General features: G+C 36.3%; 21 protein-coding genes. 8 read left to right on the forward strand and 13 right to left on the reverse strand.

All coding sequences use genetic code 11. The annotated features are described in order from the left end of the window. Positions 1-132: 132 nt before the first annotated feature. Complete coding sequence (locus VK161_RS00460; protein ID WP_324212774.1) at positions 133-366, forward strand: hypothetical protein; 234 nt, start codon at positions 133-135, stop codon at positions 364-366. A 1-nt stretch (position 367) separates the two neighbouring features. Here VK161_RS00460 and VK161_RS00465 read toward each other — a convergent pair whose 3' ends face one another. The 3 genes from VK161_RS00465 to rlmD all read right to left on the reverse strand — a co-directional run bounded on the left by VK161_RS00465 (position 368) and on the right by rlmD (position 3,183). Further along, on the reverse strand, positions 368-1,108 hold the full coding sequence (locus VK161_RS00465) for a DUF6048 family protein (RefSeq protein ID WP_324212775.1): 741 nt from the start codon (positions 1,106-1,108) through the stop codon (positions 368-370). Next, positions 1,080-1,577, reverse strand: a complete 498-nt coding sequence (locus VK161_RS00470) for a DUF6452 family protein (RefSeq protein WP_324212776.1) — start codon at positions 1,575-1,577, stop codon at positions 1,080-1,082. Before VK161_RS00470 ends, VK161_RS00465 begins: the two co-directional genes overlap by 29 nt. 154 nt (positions 1,578-1,731) lie before the next feature. Next, positions 1,732-3,183: a 23S rRNA (uracil(1939)-C(5))-methyltransferase RlmD gene (gene rlmD, locus VK161_RS00475; RefSeq protein WP_324212777.1), complete on the reverse strand. Its 1,452-nt coding sequence runs from the start codon at positions 3,181-3,183 to the stop codon at positions 1,732-1,734. Between the two features lie 76 nt (positions 3,184-3,259). On the opposite strand from rlmD, the gene VK161_RS00480 reads away from it, so the two are divergent. The 3 genes from VK161_RS00480 to rocD all read left to right on the forward strand — a co-directional run bounded on the left by VK161_RS00480 (position 3,260) and on the right by rocD (position 6,167). After that, positions 3,260-3,799: a DUF1697 domain-containing protein gene (locus VK161_RS00480; protein WP_324212778.1), complete on the forward strand. Its 540-nt coding sequence runs from the start codon at positions 3,260-3,262 to the stop codon at positions 3,797-3,799. Positions 3,800-3,974: 175 nt separating this feature from the next. Further along, a complete protein-coding gene (locus tag VK161_RS00485) occupies positions 3,975-4,682 on the forward strand; it encodes a DUF1003 domain-containing protein (protein WP_324212779.1) in 708 nt (235 codons plus the stop codon). A gap of 204 nt (positions 4,683-4,886) precedes the next feature. Then, complete coding sequence (gene rocD / locus VK161_RS00490; protein WP_324212780.1) at positions 4,887-6,167, forward strand: ornithine--oxo-acid transaminase; 1,281 nt, start codon at positions 4,887-4,889, stop codon at positions 6,165-6,167. A 57-nt stretch (positions 6,168-6,224) separates the two neighbouring features. On the opposite strand, the gene VK161_RS00495 is transcribed toward rocD, so the two are convergent. Together VK161_RS00495 and VK161_RS00500 are read right to left on the reverse strand one after the other, a co-directional pair. Beyond that, positions 6,225-6,548 carry a CCC motif membrane protein gene (locus VK161_RS00495; protein ID WP_324212781.1) on the reverse strand — a complete coding sequence of 108 codons (324 nt, stop codon included), beginning with the start codon at positions 6,546-6,548 and terminating at the stop codon, positions 6,225-6,227. 18 nt (positions 6,549-6,566) lie between these two features. Further along, positions 6,567-6,848 (reverse strand): DUF2752 domain-containing protein, encoded by a 282-nt coding sequence (locus tag VK161_RS00500; RefSeq protein WP_324212782.1) that lies wholly within the window; start codon positions 6,846-6,848, stop codon positions 6,567-6,569. Positions 6,849-6,942: 94 nt separating this feature from the next. Between VK161_RS00500 and VK161_RS00505 the strand changes: the two genes are divergently transcribed. The 3 genes from VK161_RS00505 to VK161_RS00515 all read left to right on the forward strand — a co-directional run bounded on the left by VK161_RS00505 (position 6,943) and on the right by VK161_RS00515 (position 8,883). Continuing rightward, positions 6,943-7,125 carry a hypothetical protein gene (locus tag VK161_RS00505; protein ID WP_324212783.1) on the forward strand — a complete coding sequence of 61 codons (183 nt, stop codon included), beginning with the start codon at positions 6,943-6,945 and terminating at the stop codon, positions 7,123-7,125. Further along, the gene (locus VK161_RS00510; RefSeq protein WP_324212784.1) at positions 7,112-7,669 is read left to right on the forward strand and encodes a Smr/MutS family protein; all 558 of its coding nucleotides are present in this window, start codon (positions 7,112-7,114) and stop codon (positions 7,667-7,669) included. The genes VK161_RS00505 and VK161_RS00510 overlap by 14 nt, the downstream gene beginning before the upstream one ends. Positions 7,670-7,761: 92 nt before the next feature. Next, a complete protein-coding gene (locus VK161_RS00515; RefSeq protein WP_324212785.1) occupies positions 7,762-8,883 on the forward strand; it encodes a cysteine desulfurase family protein in 1,122 nt (373 codons plus the stop codon). On the opposite strand, the gene VK161_RS00520 is transcribed toward VK161_RS00515, so the two are convergent. From VK161_RS00520 to truA, 8 genes are all read right to left on the reverse strand, one after another. Beyond that, on the reverse strand, positions 8,880-9,587 hold the full coding sequence (locus VK161_RS00520) for a DNA alkylation repair protein (RefSeq protein ID WP_324212786.1): 708 nt from the start codon (positions 9,585-9,587) through the stop codon (positions 8,880-8,882). The two genes, VK161_RS00515 and VK161_RS00520, sit on opposite strands and share 4 nt — an antisense overlap. A 5-nt stretch (positions 9,588-9,592) precedes the next feature. Continuing rightward, a complete protein-coding gene (locus VK161_RS00525; RefSeq protein WP_324212787.1) occupies positions 9,593-10,972 on the reverse strand; it encodes an alpha-amylase family glycosyl hydrolase in 1,380 nt (459 codons plus the stop codon). A gap of 77 nt (positions 10,973-11,049) precedes the next feature. Continuing rightward, entirely contained in the window at positions 11,050-13,272 is a 2,223-nt protein-coding gene (locus VK161_RS00530; RefSeq protein ID WP_324212788.1) for a M20/M25/M40 family metallo-hydrolase, read from the reverse strand. Between the two features lie 124 nt (positions 13,273-13,396). Next, positions 13,397-14,632: a T9SS type A sorting domain-containing protein gene (locus VK161_RS00535; protein WP_324212789.1), complete on the reverse strand. Its 1,236-nt coding sequence runs from the start codon at positions 14,630-14,632 to the stop codon at positions 13,397-13,399. Positions 14,633-14,874: 242 nt separating this feature from the next. After that, the gene (gene lpdA / locus VK161_RS00540; protein WP_324212790.1) at positions 14,875-16,263 is read right to left on the reverse strand and encodes a dihydrolipoyl dehydrogenase; all 1,389 of its coding nucleotides are present in this window, start codon (positions 16,261-16,263) and stop codon (positions 14,875-14,877) included. 431 nt (positions 16,264-16,694) lie between these two features. Beyond that, on the reverse strand, positions 16,695-17,336 hold the full coding sequence (locus tag VK161_RS00545) for a DUF2238 domain-containing protein (RefSeq protein ID WP_324212791.1): 642 nt from the start codon (positions 17,334-17,336) through the stop codon (positions 16,695-16,697). Positions 17,337-17,454: 118 nt separating this feature from the next. Continuing rightward, a complete protein-coding gene (locus VK161_RS00550; RefSeq protein WP_324212792.1) occupies positions 17,455-19,218 on the reverse strand; it encodes an ABC transporter ATP-binding protein in 1,764 nt (587 codons plus the stop codon). Between the two features lie 212 nt (positions 19,219-19,430). After that, a complete protein-coding gene (truA, locus tag VK161_RS00555) occupies positions 19,431-20,165 on the reverse strand; it encodes a tRNA pseudouridine(38-40) synthase TruA (protein WP_324212793.1) in 735 nt (244 codons plus the stop codon). Between the two features lie 135 nt (positions 20,166-20,300). Here truA and VK161_RS00560 point away from each other — a divergent pair, with 135 nt between their 5' ends. After that, complete coding sequence (locus VK161_RS00560) at positions 20,301-20,795, forward strand: metallophosphoesterase family protein (RefSeq protein ID WP_324212794.1); 495 nt, start codon at positions 20,301-20,303, stop codon at positions 20,793-20,795. Positions 20,796-20,987: the final 192 nt, after the last annotated feature.

The following is a 20,987-nucleotide window of genomic DNA, read 5'->3' on the forward strand; positions in this document are numbered from 1 at the left end:
AGAAAGCAGAAAGCAGAAAGCAGAAAGCAGAAAGCAGAAAGCAGAAAGCAGAAAGCAGAAAGCAGAAAGCAGAAAGCAGAAAATAGAACCATAAACAACAAACCATAAACAACAAACCATAAACATAAAAAAATGTCAAAAAAGAATAAAGCACTTTTATACAACTTATTGAGTTTCGGAATACTCTACGTGTTTTTCCGTTATGTTGTAATCGATTATACTTCGTTAACTGGAATCATGCGTCCGTTAGCGTCGTTTGTAGTGGCAACATTAATTGCTCCTAAATTCCAAGCTGGAGTTGTAAATGGTAAAGAAGGGATTTACATGCGTTGGTTATTTTTAAAAGACGCGAAAGAGGTAGGTTAGGCTATTTTCCTTTAGCATCTTTTACCTCTTTGGTTTTTACGGTTGATTTGTACAACGGTAAAAAATAAGAAACAGTGTAGTTGAATCCAGCTCCAAATTTTCCGTTGTAGGTTCGGTTAAAGCCAGGAATGTATAAATTATCAAACGATTCGGGTTTGTTGTTCGAAATGAGGTAATTCAATCTCATACTGAACCCAACATATACGTTTTTAAATACTTCTGCTTTTACTCCAGCAACCACTTCGGCCCATTGAGCTGATAATCCTTCGAATTTTTCTCCTGGATACGAAATTTCACCTTCGTTAAAATACGGATCGGAATTGTAAATTTGATATCCATTCAATGTTTGACTGAACGAGCTGACTCCATAACGCAATCCCAAGTAAATCATATTCTCCATGTCCAACCAGTTTTCATACGCATTGTAATCAAAACCCACTTTCAAATACGTACCTTCGGTAGTGAAATTCAGATTGAGTTCGTCAACCGTTTTACTTTCGTTTCCAAGTTCTGCAGCAATGAAGTACTTTTTTGTCAAACGATAATCACCCACCAATTCAATTCCGCGGTAATCGTCTTCGTAAAACGAACGTGTCAATTTGAATAAATCAACACCCACTCGAATTCCGAATTTCTCCGTCTTGGGAGCAATTGAATCTTTCTTTTTTGCTTCTTGAGCAGTTCCAATGAATGAAACCAAAAGGATCGAAAGACTAAAAATAAATTTTGATGTGTGTCTCATTTTCGGTTTCAATGTTAGGTTGTGCAATTACAATAGATTGGATCCAATTATCAGTATCTGCAGTCAAAATGTTGGTATTGGTGTTGGTCAAATCAAAATTCACTTTGTAACCACACGCTCTCGATACATAGATGTTTTTACGAGTATAAGTAAATTGCAAGACGTCAGTATTATCATCAGTAGTGTCCGCGTCACCACCATTTTCTATGAATTCAAATGAAGTGGAGTCTCCAGATGTTTTTAGTGGAATGGTTATTTTGCTCACTCCAGAAGTTCCTGAAACAGCATTGGTAAATCCGGGTGCAATTACTTTTAAATTAGTCACTGTTTGAACGTTATTCGGACTATCAGCATCGTAAAACTGAATCACCAAACTGGGTGTAGTCGAAGTTGCAGGATCACAAATGTCGTCTTTCTCACAACTCGAAAGTGTAAAGGTGATTAATAGGATAAATAGTAATTGTTTCATAAAATTCAATTCGGTTTTCTAGTTATTCGCTTTGCTATTATTTATTGCACGCGGATAAATCGGATTTTACTGATTTGCGCTGATTTTGTATTTTTAATCTAATATTATTTTCTCTGCCTTCTGCTTTCTGAAATCTGAAATCTGCCTTCTAAAATTAACGCAGTTCCAAAAGTACAACATTTTCCACATGATGCGTTTGCGGAAACATATCAACGGGTCGAACACGTGTTACTTTGTATTTTTCATCCATTAAAGCCAAATCACGTGCTTGTGTGGCCGAGTTACAACTCACATACACGACTTTTTTTGGTGCAATTTTAAGGATTTGTTCGACTACATCTTTGTGCATTCCATCGCGTGGCGGATCGGTAATGATTACATCGGGTTGGCCGTGCTGTGCGATGAACGCTTCGTTGAACACATTTTTCATGTCACCCACAAAGAACTCGCAATTAGTTATTTCATTGCGTTTGGCGTTTTCTTTTGCATCCGCTATTGCTTCGGGAACGGCTTCTACACCAATTACTTTTTTGGCTTGTTTGGAGACGAATTGCGCGATAGTTCCTGTTCCGGTGTACAAATCGTATACAACTTCATTTCCAGTTAAGCCTGCGTATTCTCTAGTGATTTTGTACAATTCGTACGCTTGATCGGAATTGGTTTGATAAAATGATTTGGCGTTGATGCTGAATTTCAAGCCTTCCATTTCTTCCAAAATATAGTCACGTCCTTTGTACAATTTAATGTCTTGATCGTACAAGGTGTCGTTGGCTTTGCTGTTGATGACGTATTGCAACGAAGTGATTTGTGGGAATTGTTCAAAAACAAAATCCAACAACAATTCGCGTTGCGCTTTATTATCTTCAAAAAACTGAATCAATACCATAATTTCACCCGTAGAAGCAGTGCGAATCATCAATGTTCGCAATAAACCACCGTGATTACGCGCATTGAAAAACGTCATGCCATTTTCTGTCGCAAATTCTTTGATGGAATTTCGAATCGCATTGGATGGATCTTCTTGCAGATGGCATTTTTCAATATCGAGTATCTTGTCCCACATTTTCGGAATGTGGAAGCCGAGTGCATTTTGAGTTGCACCGAAATGAATGTCGGCGTTATTCACCGAGTCAAGCTCGGCAGCTCTTCTTTTATCCATTTCTTCGTTGGTCATCCAACGCGTGTCTGAAAACCCAAATTCCATTTTATTGCGGTAGAAGAATTGCTTTTCTGAACCCAAAATCGGTTCAAAATCGGGCAATTCAATTTTACCGATGCGTTTTAAATTATTGAACACTTCGTTGTTTTTGTAGGTAAGTTGCTGCTCGTACTTCATGTTTTGCCATTTACAACCTCCACAAGCACCAAAATGTTGGCACACCGGTTCGATTCGGTTCTCGGAAAACGAATGAAAATTAATGGCTTTTCCTTCGTAATAAGCTTTACGTTTTTTAAAGGTTTGCACGTCTACAACGTCACCTGGAACCACATTTGGAATAAAAATTACTTTTCCATCGGGTGCTTTAGCTACGGATACACCTTTGGCGCCAGCATCCAAAACAGCAACGTGTTCAAATATAATACGGTCGGTCTTTTTTCTACTCATGGCGCAAAAATAAGGGATTGAATAGTTTTTTTAGGAGAGTTTAAGAAAAAAATATAAATTAGTAGAAAAATTCACCATGAAAACCCATCTCGCACTCCTTCGCGGCATCAACGTATCCGGTCATAAAATGATTAAAATGGATGCTTTAAAAAAAGCGTTAGAAAACATTGGTTTTCAAAATGTTAGTACGTACATACAATCCGGAAATGTGTTTGTCAGTACGAATGAAGAAAACCCAGGAAAAGTAGGTATGCTCATTCGAAATGAGATTTACAAATCCTTTGGTCATGACGTTCCGGTTTTGGTGATTGGAAAAGGAGATTTGCAAGCGTGTTTGGATCGAAATCTGTTTTTAAACGAAGAAGGAGTTGATTTGAAAAAGTTGTACGTTTCGTTTGTTTCTTCAGAATTGCCTGAAAACATGATTACGCAACTCAACCTCAATTTCATCAAACCCGACGAAATCCAACTCGACGGCCGGCGCATTTACCTCAAATACGATACTTCGCCCGCCAACACCAAATTGGACAACAAGTGGATTGAAAAAAGCATGAATGTGGTTTCGACTACTCGCAATTGGAACACTGTCAACAAATTGTTAGAGTTATTCGGGTAAGACGTGGTAAATTCCAAATCCCAAAAAACAAAATCCAGATAAGTTCCAATTTTTAAAATTTAAAATTCTAAAATCGTGATGTTTTGAATTTATAGCTTGAAGTTTTTAATTTATTTGAAATTTGATACTTGTATTTTGTGATTTCATTAGTTGTACCTTAGCCAAAAGTTTCATTATGAATTCAAAGTCAACATTTGTTAGCGCTATTTCAGGCAAGGAGTTTTCCGAGAAAGAAAAAGTATCAGGTCGAACCATTCGAGTAACTATTTTTAATTTAATTAAAGAAGATCATCCGGATTTTGATAAAAGTCAGTTCATTGCTGAAAGTGAGTTGAATGTATACCGCGAAAAATACATTGCTAAATTTTTGAAAAGTGAAGTAGGCGAATTGACCGATTTACATAAAAGTGTAATGCATTCACTTAATGAAGATAAGTCGTTTGTATCTAAAGTTGAAGATGAGGTTGATAATAGAACATTTGGGCAAGTCATAGCCGATAAAGTAGCGTCGTTTGGCGGAAGTTGGACGTTCATTATTTCGTTTTTTGTATTCATTACCATTTGGATTGGTTCAAATGTTTTCATACTGATGAATAAAGGTTTTGACCCGTATCCGTTCATACTTTTGAATCTGATTTTGTCGTGTATTGCGGCATTACAAGCACCCGTAATTATGATGAGCCAAAATCGTCAAGAAGAGAAAGATCGTGAGCGCGCTAAAAAGGATTACATGATTAACCTCAAATCAGAATTGGAAATCAGAATGCTCGACGAAAAATTGGATCATTTGATCATGCATCAGCAACAAGAATTAATCGAAATTCAGAAAGTGCAGATTGAAATGATGAATGATATACTGGAAAAAGTAAATTCCAAATCATAAAAAAATAAACCAAAAAAAAAGTTTCAATTTTTTAAAATCAAAACCACATAAATCGCAATTTTTTGAATTTTATAATCTGAAATTTTTAATTTATTTGGGATTAAAGATTTGTTTTTTGAATTTTCTTTATTTTTGTAAAAAAATAACGGATGATTTCTCTCCGTAAGAAGGAATTGCGATTTCAAAAATCAATAAGAAAAAATTATGTCAGTTTTAGAAAAAATGAGTTCAGCCGAAGCTATTGCTTTAGAAGATAAATACGGCGCTCACAATTACCATCCGCTTCCAGTAGTTTTAAGTAGAGGTGAAGGTGTTTATGTTTGGGATGTTGAAGGAAAAAAGTACTACGATTTTCTTTCGGCGTATTCTGCTGTAAATCAAGGTCATTGTCACCCGAAAATTATTGGAGCCATGGTGCAGCAAGCGCAAACGCTTACGTTGACATCGCGTGCTTTTTACAATGACAAACTGGGTGTTTACGAGCAATTTGTTACTGATTATTTTGGTTTCGACAAAGTATTACCAATGAATACGGGTGCTGAAGCTGTAGAAACCGCTCTGAAAATATGCAGAAAATGGGCGTACGAGAAAAAAGGAATTGCTGAAAACCAAGCTCAAATCGTTGTGTGTGATGGGAATTTTCATGGTAGAACCACTACTATTATTTCGTTTTCGAATGATGCCAATGCGAGAAAGAATTTCGGGCCTTATACTGAAGGATTTGTTAGAATTCCTTACGACGACATTGAATCTTTGGAAAATGCTCTTATTTCGTCTCCAAATATTGCTGGTTTCCTTGTTGAGCCTATTCAAGGTGAAGCAGGAGTTTATGTGCCGAGTGAGGATTATTTAGCTAAAGCAAAAGCGTTGTGTGAGAAACACAATGTTTTATTCATTGCTGATGAAGTGCAAACCGGAATTGCGCGCACGGGTTCAATATTGGCAGTTTGCGGAAATTGTACGTGTGAAAATAAATGCGAAAAACAATCCAGTTATATTGCTCCAGACATTTTAATACTTGGAAAAGCGCTTTCTGGTGGGGCTTATCCGGTTTCGGCGGTTTTGGCAAACGATCACATTATGAATGTCATCAAACCAGGTCAACACGGTTCTACTTTTGGAGGAAATCCGATAGCTGGTGCGGTTGCAATTGCTGCTCTGGAGGTAATAAACGACGAAAAGTTAATTCAAAATGCGCGTCGTTTGGGTAAATTGTTTAGAGAGCAAATAGGTGAGTATATAAAAACATCGAATATCGCAACATTGGTGCGTGGAAAAGGACTTTTAAATGCGGTTGTAATCAACGATACAGAAGAAAGCGATACGGCGTGGAATATCTGTCTCAAATTGGCTGAAAATGGCTTATTGGCAAAACCTACGCATGGAAATATTATTCGTTTTGCTCCGCCTTTGGTAATGAATGAAGAGCAGCTGTTAGAATGTGTTTCGATTATTGTAAATACGTTGAAAGAATTTGAACGATAAAATTGAAATAAACACAAAAAAAATCCGCTTAGAGATAAGCGGATTTTTTATTTGAAATTATTTTTGAAATTGTTTTAACATTTCCATTAATTGCTTTTGTTGCTCGATATCTTTGCCCGTTACGTTCATGTAGATGGAGTATATTAGAGTAAGAACGCTGATGGCCATGCCAATGTAGTTGAGTATCTTCCAGGTGTTCATAGATCCTAAATTGTATACATCAGGATTGGCGAGGTAGGTTTTTTCGTCTTTATTGGCTAAGTAAATACCGATTCCAGCTAAAATAACACCCAGTATTCCGCTTGTGCAGCAACATCCTACAAAGGAAGCAAGACCTAATACCATAACTCCTTGTTCGTTGGGTAATTTTCGTTTTTCCATAATTAAGATTTAAATTGGTTAGTATATGAATAAAATTTTATAAACATAATTAGCAATCATTATGATTCCATTGGTGATGCCTAAAATCATAATAGCCTTGTTGTAGTTTTTCCCTTTATGAAAAAAGTGTAATAATAGAACAATGAAAAAAGCAATCAATGTGTATATCGCGGGAAACATTTTAAAAGCGCCAACAAAATCGCCCTGAATTAAAAGCCAAATCGCACGTTGTGTACCGCAACCCATGCATTCTACTCCGAAGAGTTTTTTATTCATACACGGAATCATGTAGTCTTCCATACTTGTTTTGTTTCGTCTACAATTTTACAAATAATTTTTTTAAAACAGTTATCTAATTTAAGTTTTCTATTTTTGAAGAAACAAAAAAAATCAGATGAAGAAAATTTTATTTCCGTTGATGGCAATAGCAATTTTTATTGCTTTTTACGAACAGAATAGGGAACATCCTAACAAAATAATTACGGGTTTGGCAATTGTAATTTTCATGTTTGGAATGATGAAGTTAAGCGCAAAAACACCAAGTAAAAATCAAGATGAAGACGATGAAAAAATTTGAAATAGGAGATAAGGTTTCGGTTTTGGATGAAGCTGTAGATGGAGTAGTGATTGAGGTTAAAAATAATGAAATTACCATCGAAACTAATGATAAATTCGTGATGACATATTTTGTCAACGAATTGGTTAAAATAAACAATTCCAATGAGTTAAATAATTTTAATAAAACTGAAGCTTTACTTAAGAGAAATAATGACGCTCAACTCTCAAGAAAGCAGTTAGAACTCCAAAAAAAATTAGAAAAAGTTGAAAAAGGGATTCCAGAATTTGATTTACACATCGAAAAATTAGTTAAAAATAAAAGTGGTTTATCCAATTTTGACATCCTTACAATTCAATTGGATACAGCAAAAAGACATGTTGAATTTGCCATCAAAAATCGCATTCCGAAAATCGTTTTTATACATGGTGTTGGTGAAGGAATTTTGAAAGCAGAACTCGACTTTATGTTGAAGCGTTACGAACAAATTTCATTTCAAGATGGCAATTATCAGAAATATGGTTTGGGTGCAACAGAAGTTTTTTTTAAGCAAAATGTGCGCTAATTTAACGATAAGAAATCCGTATTTTTGTAACCTCAATAAAATTTAAAAAATAAGTTTTGGTAAAAAATAGTACTGAAACTGGTTCTGTATAGATGAAGAAAATATATTTAGACAACGCGGCTACTACTCCTTTACGTCAAGAAGTAATTGATGAAATGGTTCAAGTTTTACAAAATGATTTTGGAAACGCGTCTTCCACTCACAGTTACGGCCGAAGTGCTAAAACCGCTTTGGAAACTTCTAGAAAAACCATTGCCAAATGCTTAGGATGTACCTCTCAGGAACTTATTTTTACTTCAAGTGCTACTGAAGCTACCAATTGGATTCTGAAAAGTGCCGTGAAAGATTTAGGAATTCAGCGGTTGATTACTACTAAAATTGAGCATCATGCTACGTTATATGCGGTTCAACAATTGAATAAAGAATTTGGTATTGCTGTTGACTATGTGAATGTTTTACCTAATGGCTCTATTGATTATTCGCATTTGACTTCATTACTTTCGGATGAAAAACCAACATTAGTGACGTTGATGCACGTGAATAATGAAATCGGAACTGTTTTGGATATCGAGAAGGTAGGCCAAATTTGCCGTCAATACAATGCTTTGTTTCATTGTGATACAGTACAATCGATTGGGAAAACCGAGTTTAATCTGCACGAACTTCCAGTCGATTTTGTAGTGGCGAGTGCACACAAATTCCACGGACCAAAAGGAATTGGCTTTGCTTACATCAAAAAAGGAATTGCGTTGCAACCGATGTTTTTTGGTGGTGAGCAAGAAAAAGGTCTTCGGGCCGGAACTGAAGCGGTACATCAAGTGGTCGGAATGGCCAAAGCATTGGAACTAGGATATCAATTACTGGAAGAAGAACGTTCGGCTATTTCGGAATTAAAAAGCTATTGTATAGCTCAATTGCAAACCAATTTTCCAGAGATTAAAATCAACGGATACGATACTTTTTACAACATTCTAAACGTATTATTACCTTTCTCTGAGGAAAAAACCTCAATGATTTTATTCAATTTGGATATGAAAGGAATAGCCGTTTCCAGAGGAAGTGCATGTCAAAGCGGAAGTGTCAAACCATCACACGTTTTGGCAGAGATTTTGGCAGAGGAAGATTTGAAAAAACCAAGTTTACGCATTTCATTCAGTCATTACAATACCAAAGAGGATATTGATGCTTTGATTGATGGATTAAAAAGTGTTTAGCAACGAGCCGTACTTCGTTTTTTTCCTAATTTTCCCGCATTTACAACCTTATTGATGTATTCGGTTGCTAGCGGAGTTTTACAAGCGGTTCCCGACAAAATCACTTCTACTTTTCCTATGTTTTTGGCAGTTTCCAATGCTTTTTCGTTGAGTTCTTTGATAAATGATCCAATAGCAATTACAAACGCATTCATCGATCGTTTGACTCTATTTGGAGACGAGTGTATGTTCTTCTCTACAAAATCCAATAGTTCACTGTATTTTTTTATGTCTAATTTTTCATCAGGACGAACCGAGGCATAATTGGAAAGAGTAGCCCAACCAGCACAAGCCGTATTTTCATGTTCGGAGGCAATCCATTTTAGACCAATAGAGAATCCAAAAGGCGTTTCTGATGCTACCCATGGAACAGCATATTCGTTGAGGTACAACCAATACGCATTTTCTACCCATTCGTCTAAATCGCTTTCAGTTATTTTGGTTTCATCAGCCATTAAACCCGCCAAATACATCGCATCAGAATTTCCTGTTTTGTATAATTCCAAAGAGAGTTCGTGGTTCTTTTTTGTCTTTTTTAAAATCTTTTTTAAATCGGCTATTTTGACACCAAATAACGGTTCTTGCGCCCCGTGTGTCATTAATGTTTTTTTGGTTTGCGCATCGGCAAAACCTTCCAATTCTTTTAAAATTTCAGTTGCATTCATGATTGTTATTTTATTAAAATCAAATATTCCCAAGGTTTCATCTCAAAGATATCATCACCTTTTAAACTCACTTTTTTATTGGTGAAATACTCGGTATAATCGCCTTTTTGGTATTTTGAATCGAGTTGTACGGTGACTGGTTTTTCGCTAAAATTCATAATCGGAATCACTTGGTCATTGTCTTTGGTTCGTGAAAACGAAATGACTTGATCCATTTTATCATTAAAAATCCGAATCATTTGTCCGCCATGTTTACCATTCCACAACGCTTTATTTTTGTGTTTTAAGGCAAATAATTTGCTATACAGATCAGCAAAAGGATGTTGTTTCCATTCGATTTCATCTTTATCGAAAAATTTCAACGAGCGATCCAATCCCGCTTCTTGTCCGCTGTACACCAACGGCATGCCATTCACGACAGTGCAAAACACCATGCACGATTCCAAACCATCACCAAAATTAGAGAACTGATTGCCTTCCCACGAATTTTTATCGTGATTTTCGGTGAAAGTCATGCGATACGCATCTTTCGGATGTGTACTTTCATCGTGTGCCATGTATTCGACCAATCCACCAATACCTTTTCCGCCCACAGTTGCATTGTGCATTTTATCCCACAAACTCCACGAATAGGTCATGTCAAACGCTTTTTTCTGCAAATCACGAGCTTCCCATTCGGCTAACATAAAGACAGGTTTGATTTCGTCGAGTTCGGCTCTAGCATTGTCCCAAAAATCAACGGGTATGAATCCGGCCACGTCGCATCGATAACCGTCAATATTAAAATCTTTTACCCAATATTTCATGGCGTCGGTCATGTATTTTCTCAACTCGGGATTGTTGTAATCAAAATCGATGATATCGCCCCAATCGTACCATGGTGTAGGTTGAAAATTGCCTTCAGGAGTTTTACTGTACCAATCAGGATGTTCTTTGGCCAGCGGATTATCCCAAGCGGAATGATTCGCTACCCAATCCAAAATCACATACATCCCCATGCTGTGGATTTTATCTACCAAACGTTTAAAATCCTCTTTGTTTCCGTATTCCGGATTGACGCCATAATAATCTTTTACCGAATATTCGCTTCCTAAAGTGCCTTTTCGTTTTTCCTCTCCATTCGGATGAATCGGCATCAGCCATATGATATCAATTCCCATTGCTTTTAGTCGAGGCAAATGACTTTCGAAAGCTTTAAACGTTCCTTCTTTGGTGAATTGACGTACGTTTACTTCGTAAATAGTGGCATTTTTACTCCATTCCGGATGTTGTAGCTCGACGTATTCTTTGGGTTGGTAGCGATTGTCTGTTGATTTTTCATCTTTTTTGCAACTCAAAAAAGAAGTTACAATTAGAGTAACTATTAGGCATTTTGACAATTTCATAAAAATTAATTTTTATAAAAGTAAAAAAAAAATCCGCTCGGTTGAATCGGAGCGGATTTACTATTTCAAAAGTTGGTTTAAAACTTTACAGTTACAGTTTTTGTTTCTCCATTACGTTTGAAAGTCACGGGTAATTCATCGCCAGCATTGATTTTTCCTAAGCATTCCATATAAGAATACACTTCTTTAATATCACAAGTTCCGATTTTGGTGATGATGTCGCCTTCCATGATTCCGGCTAATTGAGCTGGTCTTCCATCGGTTACACCATCAATGTGTAAACCATCGCCGTGATCAGTATAATCGGGCATTACACCTAAAGTTACTTTGTATTTCGGACGCGTTTTTTCGGCATTCATTTTAGTTTTGGTGAATTCGATAGTGTTTTGATTGCTCAATTCACTGATAATTCTAAAAGCATAATCCGTTATATTTTTGACACCATAATAACTGATTTTATCTTCATCATCAGAAGGTTTATGATAATCAGCGTGCGTTCCAGTAAAGAAAAACAATACTGGAATGTCTTTTAAATAAAAAGAAGTATGATCAGAAGGTCCGACTCCGCTTTGATCTAAAGTAATGTTGAATCCAGCAGGTTTATTTTTTTCGACCAATTGGGTAAAAATCGGACTTGAACCAACGCCACCAACTGTCATTTCTTTTTTGTCGTTCAATCGTCCTACCATATCCATATTGAGCATTGTCACTACATTTGGATATTTAGTTTTAATGGTTTCGGCCAATTTTTTGGAACCAATCAGACCGTCTTCTTCTCCTGAAAATAACGCAAAAACATAATTAGCATTCTCAACGATTTTGTTTTTAGAATATATTCTTGCTAATTCTAGAACTGCTGCTACACCCGATGCGTTGTCGTCGGCACCATTGTGAATTTCGCCTTTAGAATTGGGTTTGGTAGAGTTGTTGTGTTCGTTCAATCCCAAATGATCGTAATGCGCACCAATTACAATTGTTTTTGAGGCTTTGTTGTCTAAATAACCAATTACGTTTCTACCTGAATTGGCTTTGGTATCAAGAGAATCGTGCGGATTTAAACGTACTTTATAATCAAAATTTTGAATGTAACTATTTTTATCAAAGGGTTGTAATCCTAATGATTTCAGTTGTTTTGATAAATAGTCTGAAGCTATTTTTTCTTCTTTTGAACCTGTTAAACGCCCTTTTAATTCGTCGGAAGCCAGATACGAAATGTGTTTTTTGAGCTCGGTTGAATTGGCGTATTCTGTATCATCGGTATCTACCCAATCCGCAATAAATACATTGGTTTCACGTGCTTTTTCTTGTTGACGATTACTCGAGAAAACTAGTTTCTTTCCATCGGGAGAAAACATTGGGAACGCATTAAATTCACTCTCGTAAGTGATTTGTTTCAAATTTTCTCCGTTGGCATCAATCATGTACAATTGAAAATCGTAACCGCGAGTAGAATGATGATTGGAAGAAAAGATGATTTTTTTTCCTGAAGGATGAAAGAAAGGTGCCCAGTTGGCTTTGCCTAAATTGGTTATTTGTTTTAGATCAGTTCCATCGATATTACATGTGTAAATCTCCATTTCTGTTGGAGCCACTATGTTTTCACGAAGTAAATCTTTGTATTCTTTAATGGCTTCTTCTGTTTTAGGTCTTGAAGAACGGAAAACCAGTTTTTTGCTATCGGGAGAAAAGAAACTTCCACCGTCATAACCTAAACCAGAGGTAATTTGCTTTAAATTAGTTCCATCAATGTCCATTGTCCAAAGTTCCAAATCACCGCTACGAGTACTGGTAAAAGCAATTTTTTTACCGTCGGGAGAAACTACTGCCTCAGCATCGTATCCAGGAGAATCAGTAAGTTTTTTTACAATTTGACCTTGAAGATTAGCAATATAAATATCGTATTCAGGATAAACTGCCCAAACGTATTTTCCGTCTTTTGATTTGGGTGGAGTTGGACATGCTTCACCGCCTTCATGAGTTGAAGCATACAAAATGTGTTGACCATCGGGCATGTAGTACGAGCAAGTGGTTCGACCCTTTCCTGTTGAAATTGGCTTCAAGCTTTCAGGGTCATTCAGATCAAGCATAAAAATCTGATCACAAGGCACGCCAAAAGCGGTGTTGGTGATTTGAAGGGTTAATTTTTTACCGTCCGGACTAAAATACGCTTCCGCATTGTCACCACCGAAAGTTAGTTTTTTGATGTTTTTGAGATTGCGTTCTTGTGCATTTGATTCCGTTATTGTTAGTAAAGCACTAATTATGATAACTAATTGAAATTTTTTTTTGAAAGATATCATCAGGTTAAATTTTAGTTCGAACAAATATACTAAAATCAGTTTTTTGCGAGTGATTAAAAATTAGTAAATATGAATGATAAAAAAATCCGTCTTGCGGACGGATCTTATTTTAAAAGAATTCATCTTATTGAATAACAACCTTTTTCTTTTCATTAAAGGATTCCGATTTTATATTGAGAACATAAACTCCTTTGTTTAATTGATTGACGTTGATTTCTTGTCCGCTTTGAATGGTTCCTTTTTGAACCGATTTACCTACTAAATCATACAATTCATAGTCAGAATTTAAACCGTCAAACTGTACTGTAAAAGAATCTTTGGCTGGATTAGGATGAATCGATAAAGAGTTTGAGAAGTTTTCAGTAATTCCTAATGCGCCATAACGAGCTTGTGCATACTCATAGTTATCGGCTTCAATTTCCAATAGAAGATTTTCAGGTAAAGGTTCATTTACTAATTGATTGGTTATTGTATTGTACAAATACAATCGTTGTTGGTTTTCAAGATCGTTGGCTATGAATACTAAAGTTTCAGTTGCTTGGTCGTATGTTCTATTGAATAACTGAAGTCCACTTACTTCAGTTATAGTAGTTAAATTCGTTATCTCTCCAGTTTCGCTATCTACAATTCCTACATTTAAAGACGAAGTACCTGTTTCAGCATTAAATTCTGGATATATTAAATGAATTTTATTTTCTTCATTGCTGTATTCTAACCCTATGTTTCCGGTAATAGTAGGTCCGATTAGAGGAGTTAGTGTATACGAATAACCATCATTAGTTATGGTTGACTTCACTAATTTTTTTCCATCTTCTGTTTGTGTTATAAAATAATATACTGTATTGTCGGAATCAAAACAACTGCCATCAGGGTAGAGTATTCCCAAGTCATCAATGCCAAAAAAGCCCATATTTGTCGAAGTTCCTGTTTCAGGATTATATCGTTTTAAAAAAACATTATATTCCAAATCGACATCATACGAATACAGTAAACCAGTTTGCATGTCTACTTCGGCAGAGCCATTGTAAACACTGGTAACATCAGTCAATAAAAATGAGTTGTTGAGCGTCTGGTACTTTAGCATTTTACTTATATAGTCTTCATTTTCTGAGATTAAAACCCTCGAATAGTATTCTCCAATTTTTGAGTTATACACCGACGAACCCACCAAAACGCCAATGTAATCCACTGGGTTTGTTTCAAGATAACTAGTCTCTCCTGCATTCCATTTGACTAAATTATCGATGGTTTGACCATTGGAAGTGAAACCAATAAGTTTGATTTCTTCTTGAGCACTCACTACGGTTGAACATAAAGAGGTAAGTCCAATAAAAACAATTTTTGCGAATTTCTTTTTCATAATAATTTGATTTTGATTGATGTACAAATATATCAATTGTTTAATTATTTTAAAGAAAGATTAAACAAATTAGCAGTATTTGACAAAAATTAGCAAATTTTTTATTGTTTTGTAGGAAAACAACTTAAGTTATCCAGTTGTTTTGCAGTATGTTAGAGGTTGTTAAACAAAAAATCCGTTTAGTTTTCACCAAACGGATTAATCTTATAGTCTTGTAATCTAAAAATCTTAGAATCTAGAAATTATAAATGAATTACTTCTCCGTACGCATCAGCTACGGCTTCCATAACTGCTTCGCTCATCGTTGGATGTGGGTGAACTGCTTTTAAGATTTCGTGACCAGTAGTTTCTAATTTACGAGCCACAACAGCTTCAGCAATCATATCGGTTACGCCAGCGCCAATCATGTGACAACCCAACCATTCGCCGTATTTGGCATCAAAAATTACTTTAACAAATCCGTCTGGAGTTCCAGCTGCTTTTGCTTTTCCAGAGGCTGTGAAAGGGAATTTACCAATTTTCAATTCGTATCCTTTTTCTTTTGCTGCTTTTTCAGTCAAACCAACTGAAGCGATTTCTGGAGTAGCGTAGGTACAACCTGGAATATTTCCGTAATCGATTGGTTCAACATGCAAACCAGCAATTTTTTCTACACAGTTAATTCCTTCCGCAGAAGCCACGTGAGCCAAAGCTTGCCCCGGAGTTACATCGCCAATAGCGTAGTAACCAGGAACATTAGTTTGGTTGTAAGCGTTCACCAAAATCTTGTCTTTGTCTGTTGCAATTCCAACTTCTTCCAAACCGATGTTTTCGATGTTGGTTTTGATTCCAACCGCTGATAATAAAATATCGGCTTCCAAAACTTCTTCACCTTTTGCGGTTTTTACATAGGCTTTTACACCGTTTCCAGAAGTGTCAATTTTTTCTACTGATGAATTCGTCATGATGTTCACACCTGCTTTTTTCATGGAGCGTTCCATTTGTTTGGAGATGTCTTCGTCTTCAACTGGAACAATGTTCGGCATGAATTCAACAATAGTCACTTCAGTTCCCATTGAATTGTAAAAATGCGCAAACTCAACACCAATAGCACCCGAACCCACTACAATCATTTTTTTAGGTTGTGTTGGTAACGTCATTGCTTGGCGGTAACCAATTACTTTTACGCCATCTTGCGGAAGATTAGGCAATTCACGTGAACGTGCGCCTGTTGCAATGATGATGTGATCAGCTGAATATTCGGTTACTTTTCCGTCGGCTGCAGTAACGTCAACTTTTTTGCCTGGTTTGATTTTACCAAAACCATCAATCACATCAATTTTATTTTTTTTCATTAAGAATTGAACACCTTTACTCATTCCGTCAGCTACATCGCGTGAACGTTTTACTACTGCGCTAAAGTCTTTGTCGAATTCTTTTACAGTCAACCCATAATCGGAAGCATGTTTTAGGTAATCAAAAACTTGGGCTGATTTTAACAATGCTTTGGTTGGGATACAACCCCAATTCAAGCAAATTCCGCCTAAGCTTTCTTTTTCAATAACGGCTACTTTAAAGCCCAATTGTGAGGCACGAATAGCAGTAACATAACCGCCTGGACCACTTCCTAAAACAATAATATCGTATTTCATTTTTTAATAATTTTTTTTTTAAAGGTAAAAATGGAATTCGCTAAAGCTCATTTCATAAAAAAGATTTTCTATATTAATTTGAAGTTGCAAATTTACGGAAATATTTTGAAAAATGATTGTTGTAATTAGAAGTTTATTGAAGCAAAATTTAACACAATTACACGGATTATCACAAATTATTCATATCTCTTAAAGTTAAAGTAAGTGTAAATGCAATTCAAAAGGTAATAGTATTATTCGTGTTTTTAGAATTACTCAATTCTAGCCCTGATTGCAGCGGAACGCTTTTGGTAACGGAAAACGTAATTTTATGGTGCTAAAAACGCGACCAACGGAAGCGCTTTTTGGCGCCAATAAAATAGTTTGGAGTGCCAAAACGTGGAGCGAAAAGCAGGAATGGCTTCTGATTGCTTCGCTTCGCTCGTAATGACTTACTTTGTATGGATTAATTTCTTAATTAACGTTACAATTGTTGTGGCAATTATTGCGCCTGAAAAGGCTAAGAAAATATCTTTTTGAGCATCCCAAATGTCTCCTTGTGTTCCCAGATACGCATCGCCTTGGGCTTTGAAGAAAATATCAGCCACAGCCCATTCGATGAGTTCGTAGAAACCGCTGATGGAAAGTGTGATTTCGATGGGTAATGTCCACGCTACCCACGACGGAAATTTCAACCATTTCAAAAACATTTCGCGCATCGGATAGGCAAGTAGGAATCCGAAGCTAAAATGCACAATACGATCGTAATGATTGCGCGATAAATCGAGGTAATCTTTAAGCCAATAGCCAAACGGATTTTCGGCATATGTGTATTTAGAACCGTAAACGTGCAGACATAAATAAACGCAGATGAGTAAGTAACTTAAATCGCTGAATTGAAATTTTTTGTAAGTAAAAATGATAAAACCGAGGAACAGAAATACCAACGTATTTTCCAGAAACCAGTTGGCAGTGTCGGTGTTCCCGATGTAGGAATTGATCCAACAAGCGAGAAAGAATCCGATGAAAATTTTAAGCCAAGTATTGTTTTTTAATGGTGTGCGATGATTGGAAATTGCGAGAGAGAATGTCATTTTGTTAGTATTTTTGGACTACATAGATACATTGTTTTTTTAAAAAAGGAGACTCAGATTGGAGAAAATTTTAAAATTTCTACAATTTGAGCTCGAATAATCCAGTCATGAACTCATTTTAGACGTTTTCACTATCGACTGTAAACTGTGATTCGTATAAGTTTTTGTAATAACCTTCTGCTTTATTGAGTAATTCAGTATGATTGCCTTGCTCAACGATTTGACCTTTGTCCATTACAATAATTGTATCTGCATTGATAATGGTAGCCAAGCGATGTGCGATGACTATCGAAGTTCGACCTTTGGTGATGGTTTGAGTAGCGTTTTGGATTAATTCTTCACTATACGTATCAATCGATGAAGTCGCTTCATCTAAGATTAAAATACTAGGATTACAAACGTAGGCACGCAAAAATGCAATAAGTTGACGTTGACCCGAAGACAACATTACGCCTCGTTCTTTCACATCGTAATCGTAACCATCGGGCAAACTCATAATGAAATCGTGTACGCCAATTTTTTGAGCTGCTGTAATAACATCTTCTCTAGAAATTGCAGGATTGTGCAGTGTGATATTGTGAAAAATAGTATCAGCAAAAAGGAAAACATCTTGTAAAACAACAGCAATTTGTCGGCGTAGGCTTTGGAGCTCGAAATCGTTGATGTTGTGATTGTCGATGTAAATTTCACCTGAATCAATTTCGTAAAAACGATTGAGCAAGTTGATGATGGTTGATTTTCCTGCGCCAGTAGAACCCACAATGGCAATCGTTTGTCCGGATTTGACATCAAGATTAATTCCCTTGAGTACTTCTTCTCCTTTTAAATAACTGAATCGAACGTTTTCAAAACGTATATCACCTTTGAAATGATGAGCTGGAATAGTTCCGTTTTGCTGAACGTCTTCCTGAGTTTCGATGATATCGAATACGCGGTTGGCCGAAATCATTCCCATTTGCATCTCATTGAATTTATCGGCAATTTGACGCAATGGACTGAATAGAAATCCAATAAACATAATATACGCCGTCATTTGGCCTTGAGTTGTAAAACTATCGCCATTGATGATGTGAATTCCGCCATTAAAAATTACTAATCCTAATGTTATCGACGAAATAATATCGGCAATGGGAAAGAAAATGGAGTTGTATAAAATGGTTTTGAGCCACGCTTTGTTGTGTTTTTCGTTGATGTCGATGAACTTTTGGTGTTCGATTTGCTCGCGGTTGAAGAGTTGCACGATTTTCATTCCGGTGAGTCGCTCTTGTACAAAAGTGTTGAGGTTGGCCACTTGACTGCGGACTTCCTCGAAAGCGATTTGCATTTTTTTCTGAAAAACGCGTGTAATGTAGATGAGAATTGGCATCGCTGCCACCACAATAAACGACAACTTCCAGTTCATATAAAACATAATAACAAGACATGCGGCCATTTTCATTAAATCACTGATGATCATGAACAAGCCTTGGCTGAAGATTTTGGCAATTTGCTCGATGTCGGAAACCGAACGCGTAACAAGTTGACCAACGGGTGCGTTATCGAAATACTTCATGCGGAAGTTGAGCATGTGTTGGAACAGCTTAATTCGAATGTCTTTGATGATGTCTTGTCCGAGCCAATTGGCCCAATACACAAAATAGAATTGGGAAAACACTTCGAAAAGTAACGTCAATCCCATTATGAGAATGTACTGAACTAAACCAAAATGGTTTTTGGGTTTGATGTACTCGTCAACAGCATCGGCCAAAAGCAAAGGTCGAACTGCAGCAAATACCGCCAATAGTACAGCAAATAAGATTACACCATAGAACCTTTTTTTATAAGGTTTGGTGTAGAGTAGAATTTTACTGAATAATTTAGTGTCGAATGCTTTTGCTTTCATTTTTTAATTCGCTTTGCTCATTTTTTAACCACAAAGACGTTAGGTTTTTTCGCAAGGTGCTCAAAGTTTTTACTTTAACTTGCTTATTTATGTTTTCAAAAATAGATTTAAGAAATTGGTAAAATTTAAAAAATCTATTTTCTATGTTCTAAATTCTGCCTTCTGCGTTCTGCCATCTATTTTCATACTTCCCACTTCGTATTTCATACTTCTCAAATATATTCATATTCCACTTTCGTAAGATACAATCCGTGAGCTGGAACCGAAAAACCGGCTTTGTTGCGGTCTTTACTTTCGATAATTTGGGTGAAATCTTCCAATGATATTTTCTCTAAACCAATATTAATCATGGTTCCAACGATGGCGCGTACCATATTGCGCAAAAAACGATCGGCTGCTATAGTAAAAACTAATTTGTCATTGTTTTGTTGCCAATGCGCTTCGTGAATTTTACAATTAAAGGTATTGACGTCGGTGTTTACTTTTGAAAAACATTCAAAATCAATGTGATTGAACAGGATTTTACAAGCCTCATTCATTCTGTCTATGTTCAAAGGCAAACCATAATACCACGAATCGTCACATTCAAAAGCATTTTTAAAAGTGTGAATGTGGTATTCGTAAGTACGTTTGGTAGCATCAAATCGGGCATGAGCATCATCATGGACTTTATGAATATTAAAAATGGCGATGTCTTTGGGTAAATACGAGTTGAGTTTGTGAACTAAAGTTGGTATTTCAAATAGTACTTCACAATCAAAATGAGCGAACATCTGTGCAGCATGAACACCAGCATCGGTGCGACCAGCGCCAACAATTTCAATTGGTGTTCGCAATAATACACTAAGTGCTTTTTCTAAAGTTTCTTGTACGGAAGCAGCATCGGGTTGGTATTGCCAACCGTGGTAGTTTGTTCCTTTGTATGCTAATTCGATGAAGTATCTCAATGTTGAAGTTCGAAAGTTTCAAAGTTGCGAAGTTACAAAGTTTTTTGGTAGGGAAAATCTAAAGTTTTCCTAAGATACATCTAAAGTATTTACTTTGTAACTTTGGAGCTTTGAAACTCTGCAACTTTGCCCTAAATGAAAAAAATCCTTCTTCTTTCCGATACGCACAGTCATATTGATGATACTATTTTGAAGTACGTTCGTCAAGCTGATGAAGTTTGGCATGCGGGTGATATTGGCGATTTGGTTGTAACGGATACCATTAAAAAAATTAAACCACTACGTGCGGTTTATGGCAACATTGATGATGATAAAGCACGAATGGAATTTCCATTGAATAATCGTTTTATGTGTGAAGGCGTTGATGTCTGGATTACGCACATCGGCGGTTATCCCGGGAAATACAATCAAATGATACGAAGTGAAATCAAGCAACATCCACCGAAATTGTTCATTTGCGGTCATTCACACATATTAAAAGTACAATTTGATAAGGAATTGAATTTGTTGCACATGAATCCCGGTGCATGTGGTATTCATGGTTTCCATCAAGTACGCACGATGTTGCGATTTGAAATAGACGGCGACAAAATTCAGAGTTTGGAAGTGATTGAGATAGGGAAAAAATAGACACGCTTCGCTTTGGATTTTTAGACACGCTTCGCTTTAGATTTTTGGATACGCCTTCGGCTTTAGATCGCTTCGCTCTTAGACAAAATAAATGACTAAAATATAATTGTCTTACAATCTTAAAGTCTTACAATCTTACAGTCATATAATCTTAACAATATCATCCGCGTTCCAAAAAAGTGAGCGAACGAA

It is taken from the genome of Flavobacterium sp., from assembly GCF_035299245.1.
GTDB lineage: Bacteria > Bacteroidota > Bacteroidia > Flavobacteriales > Flavobacteriaceae > Flavobacterium.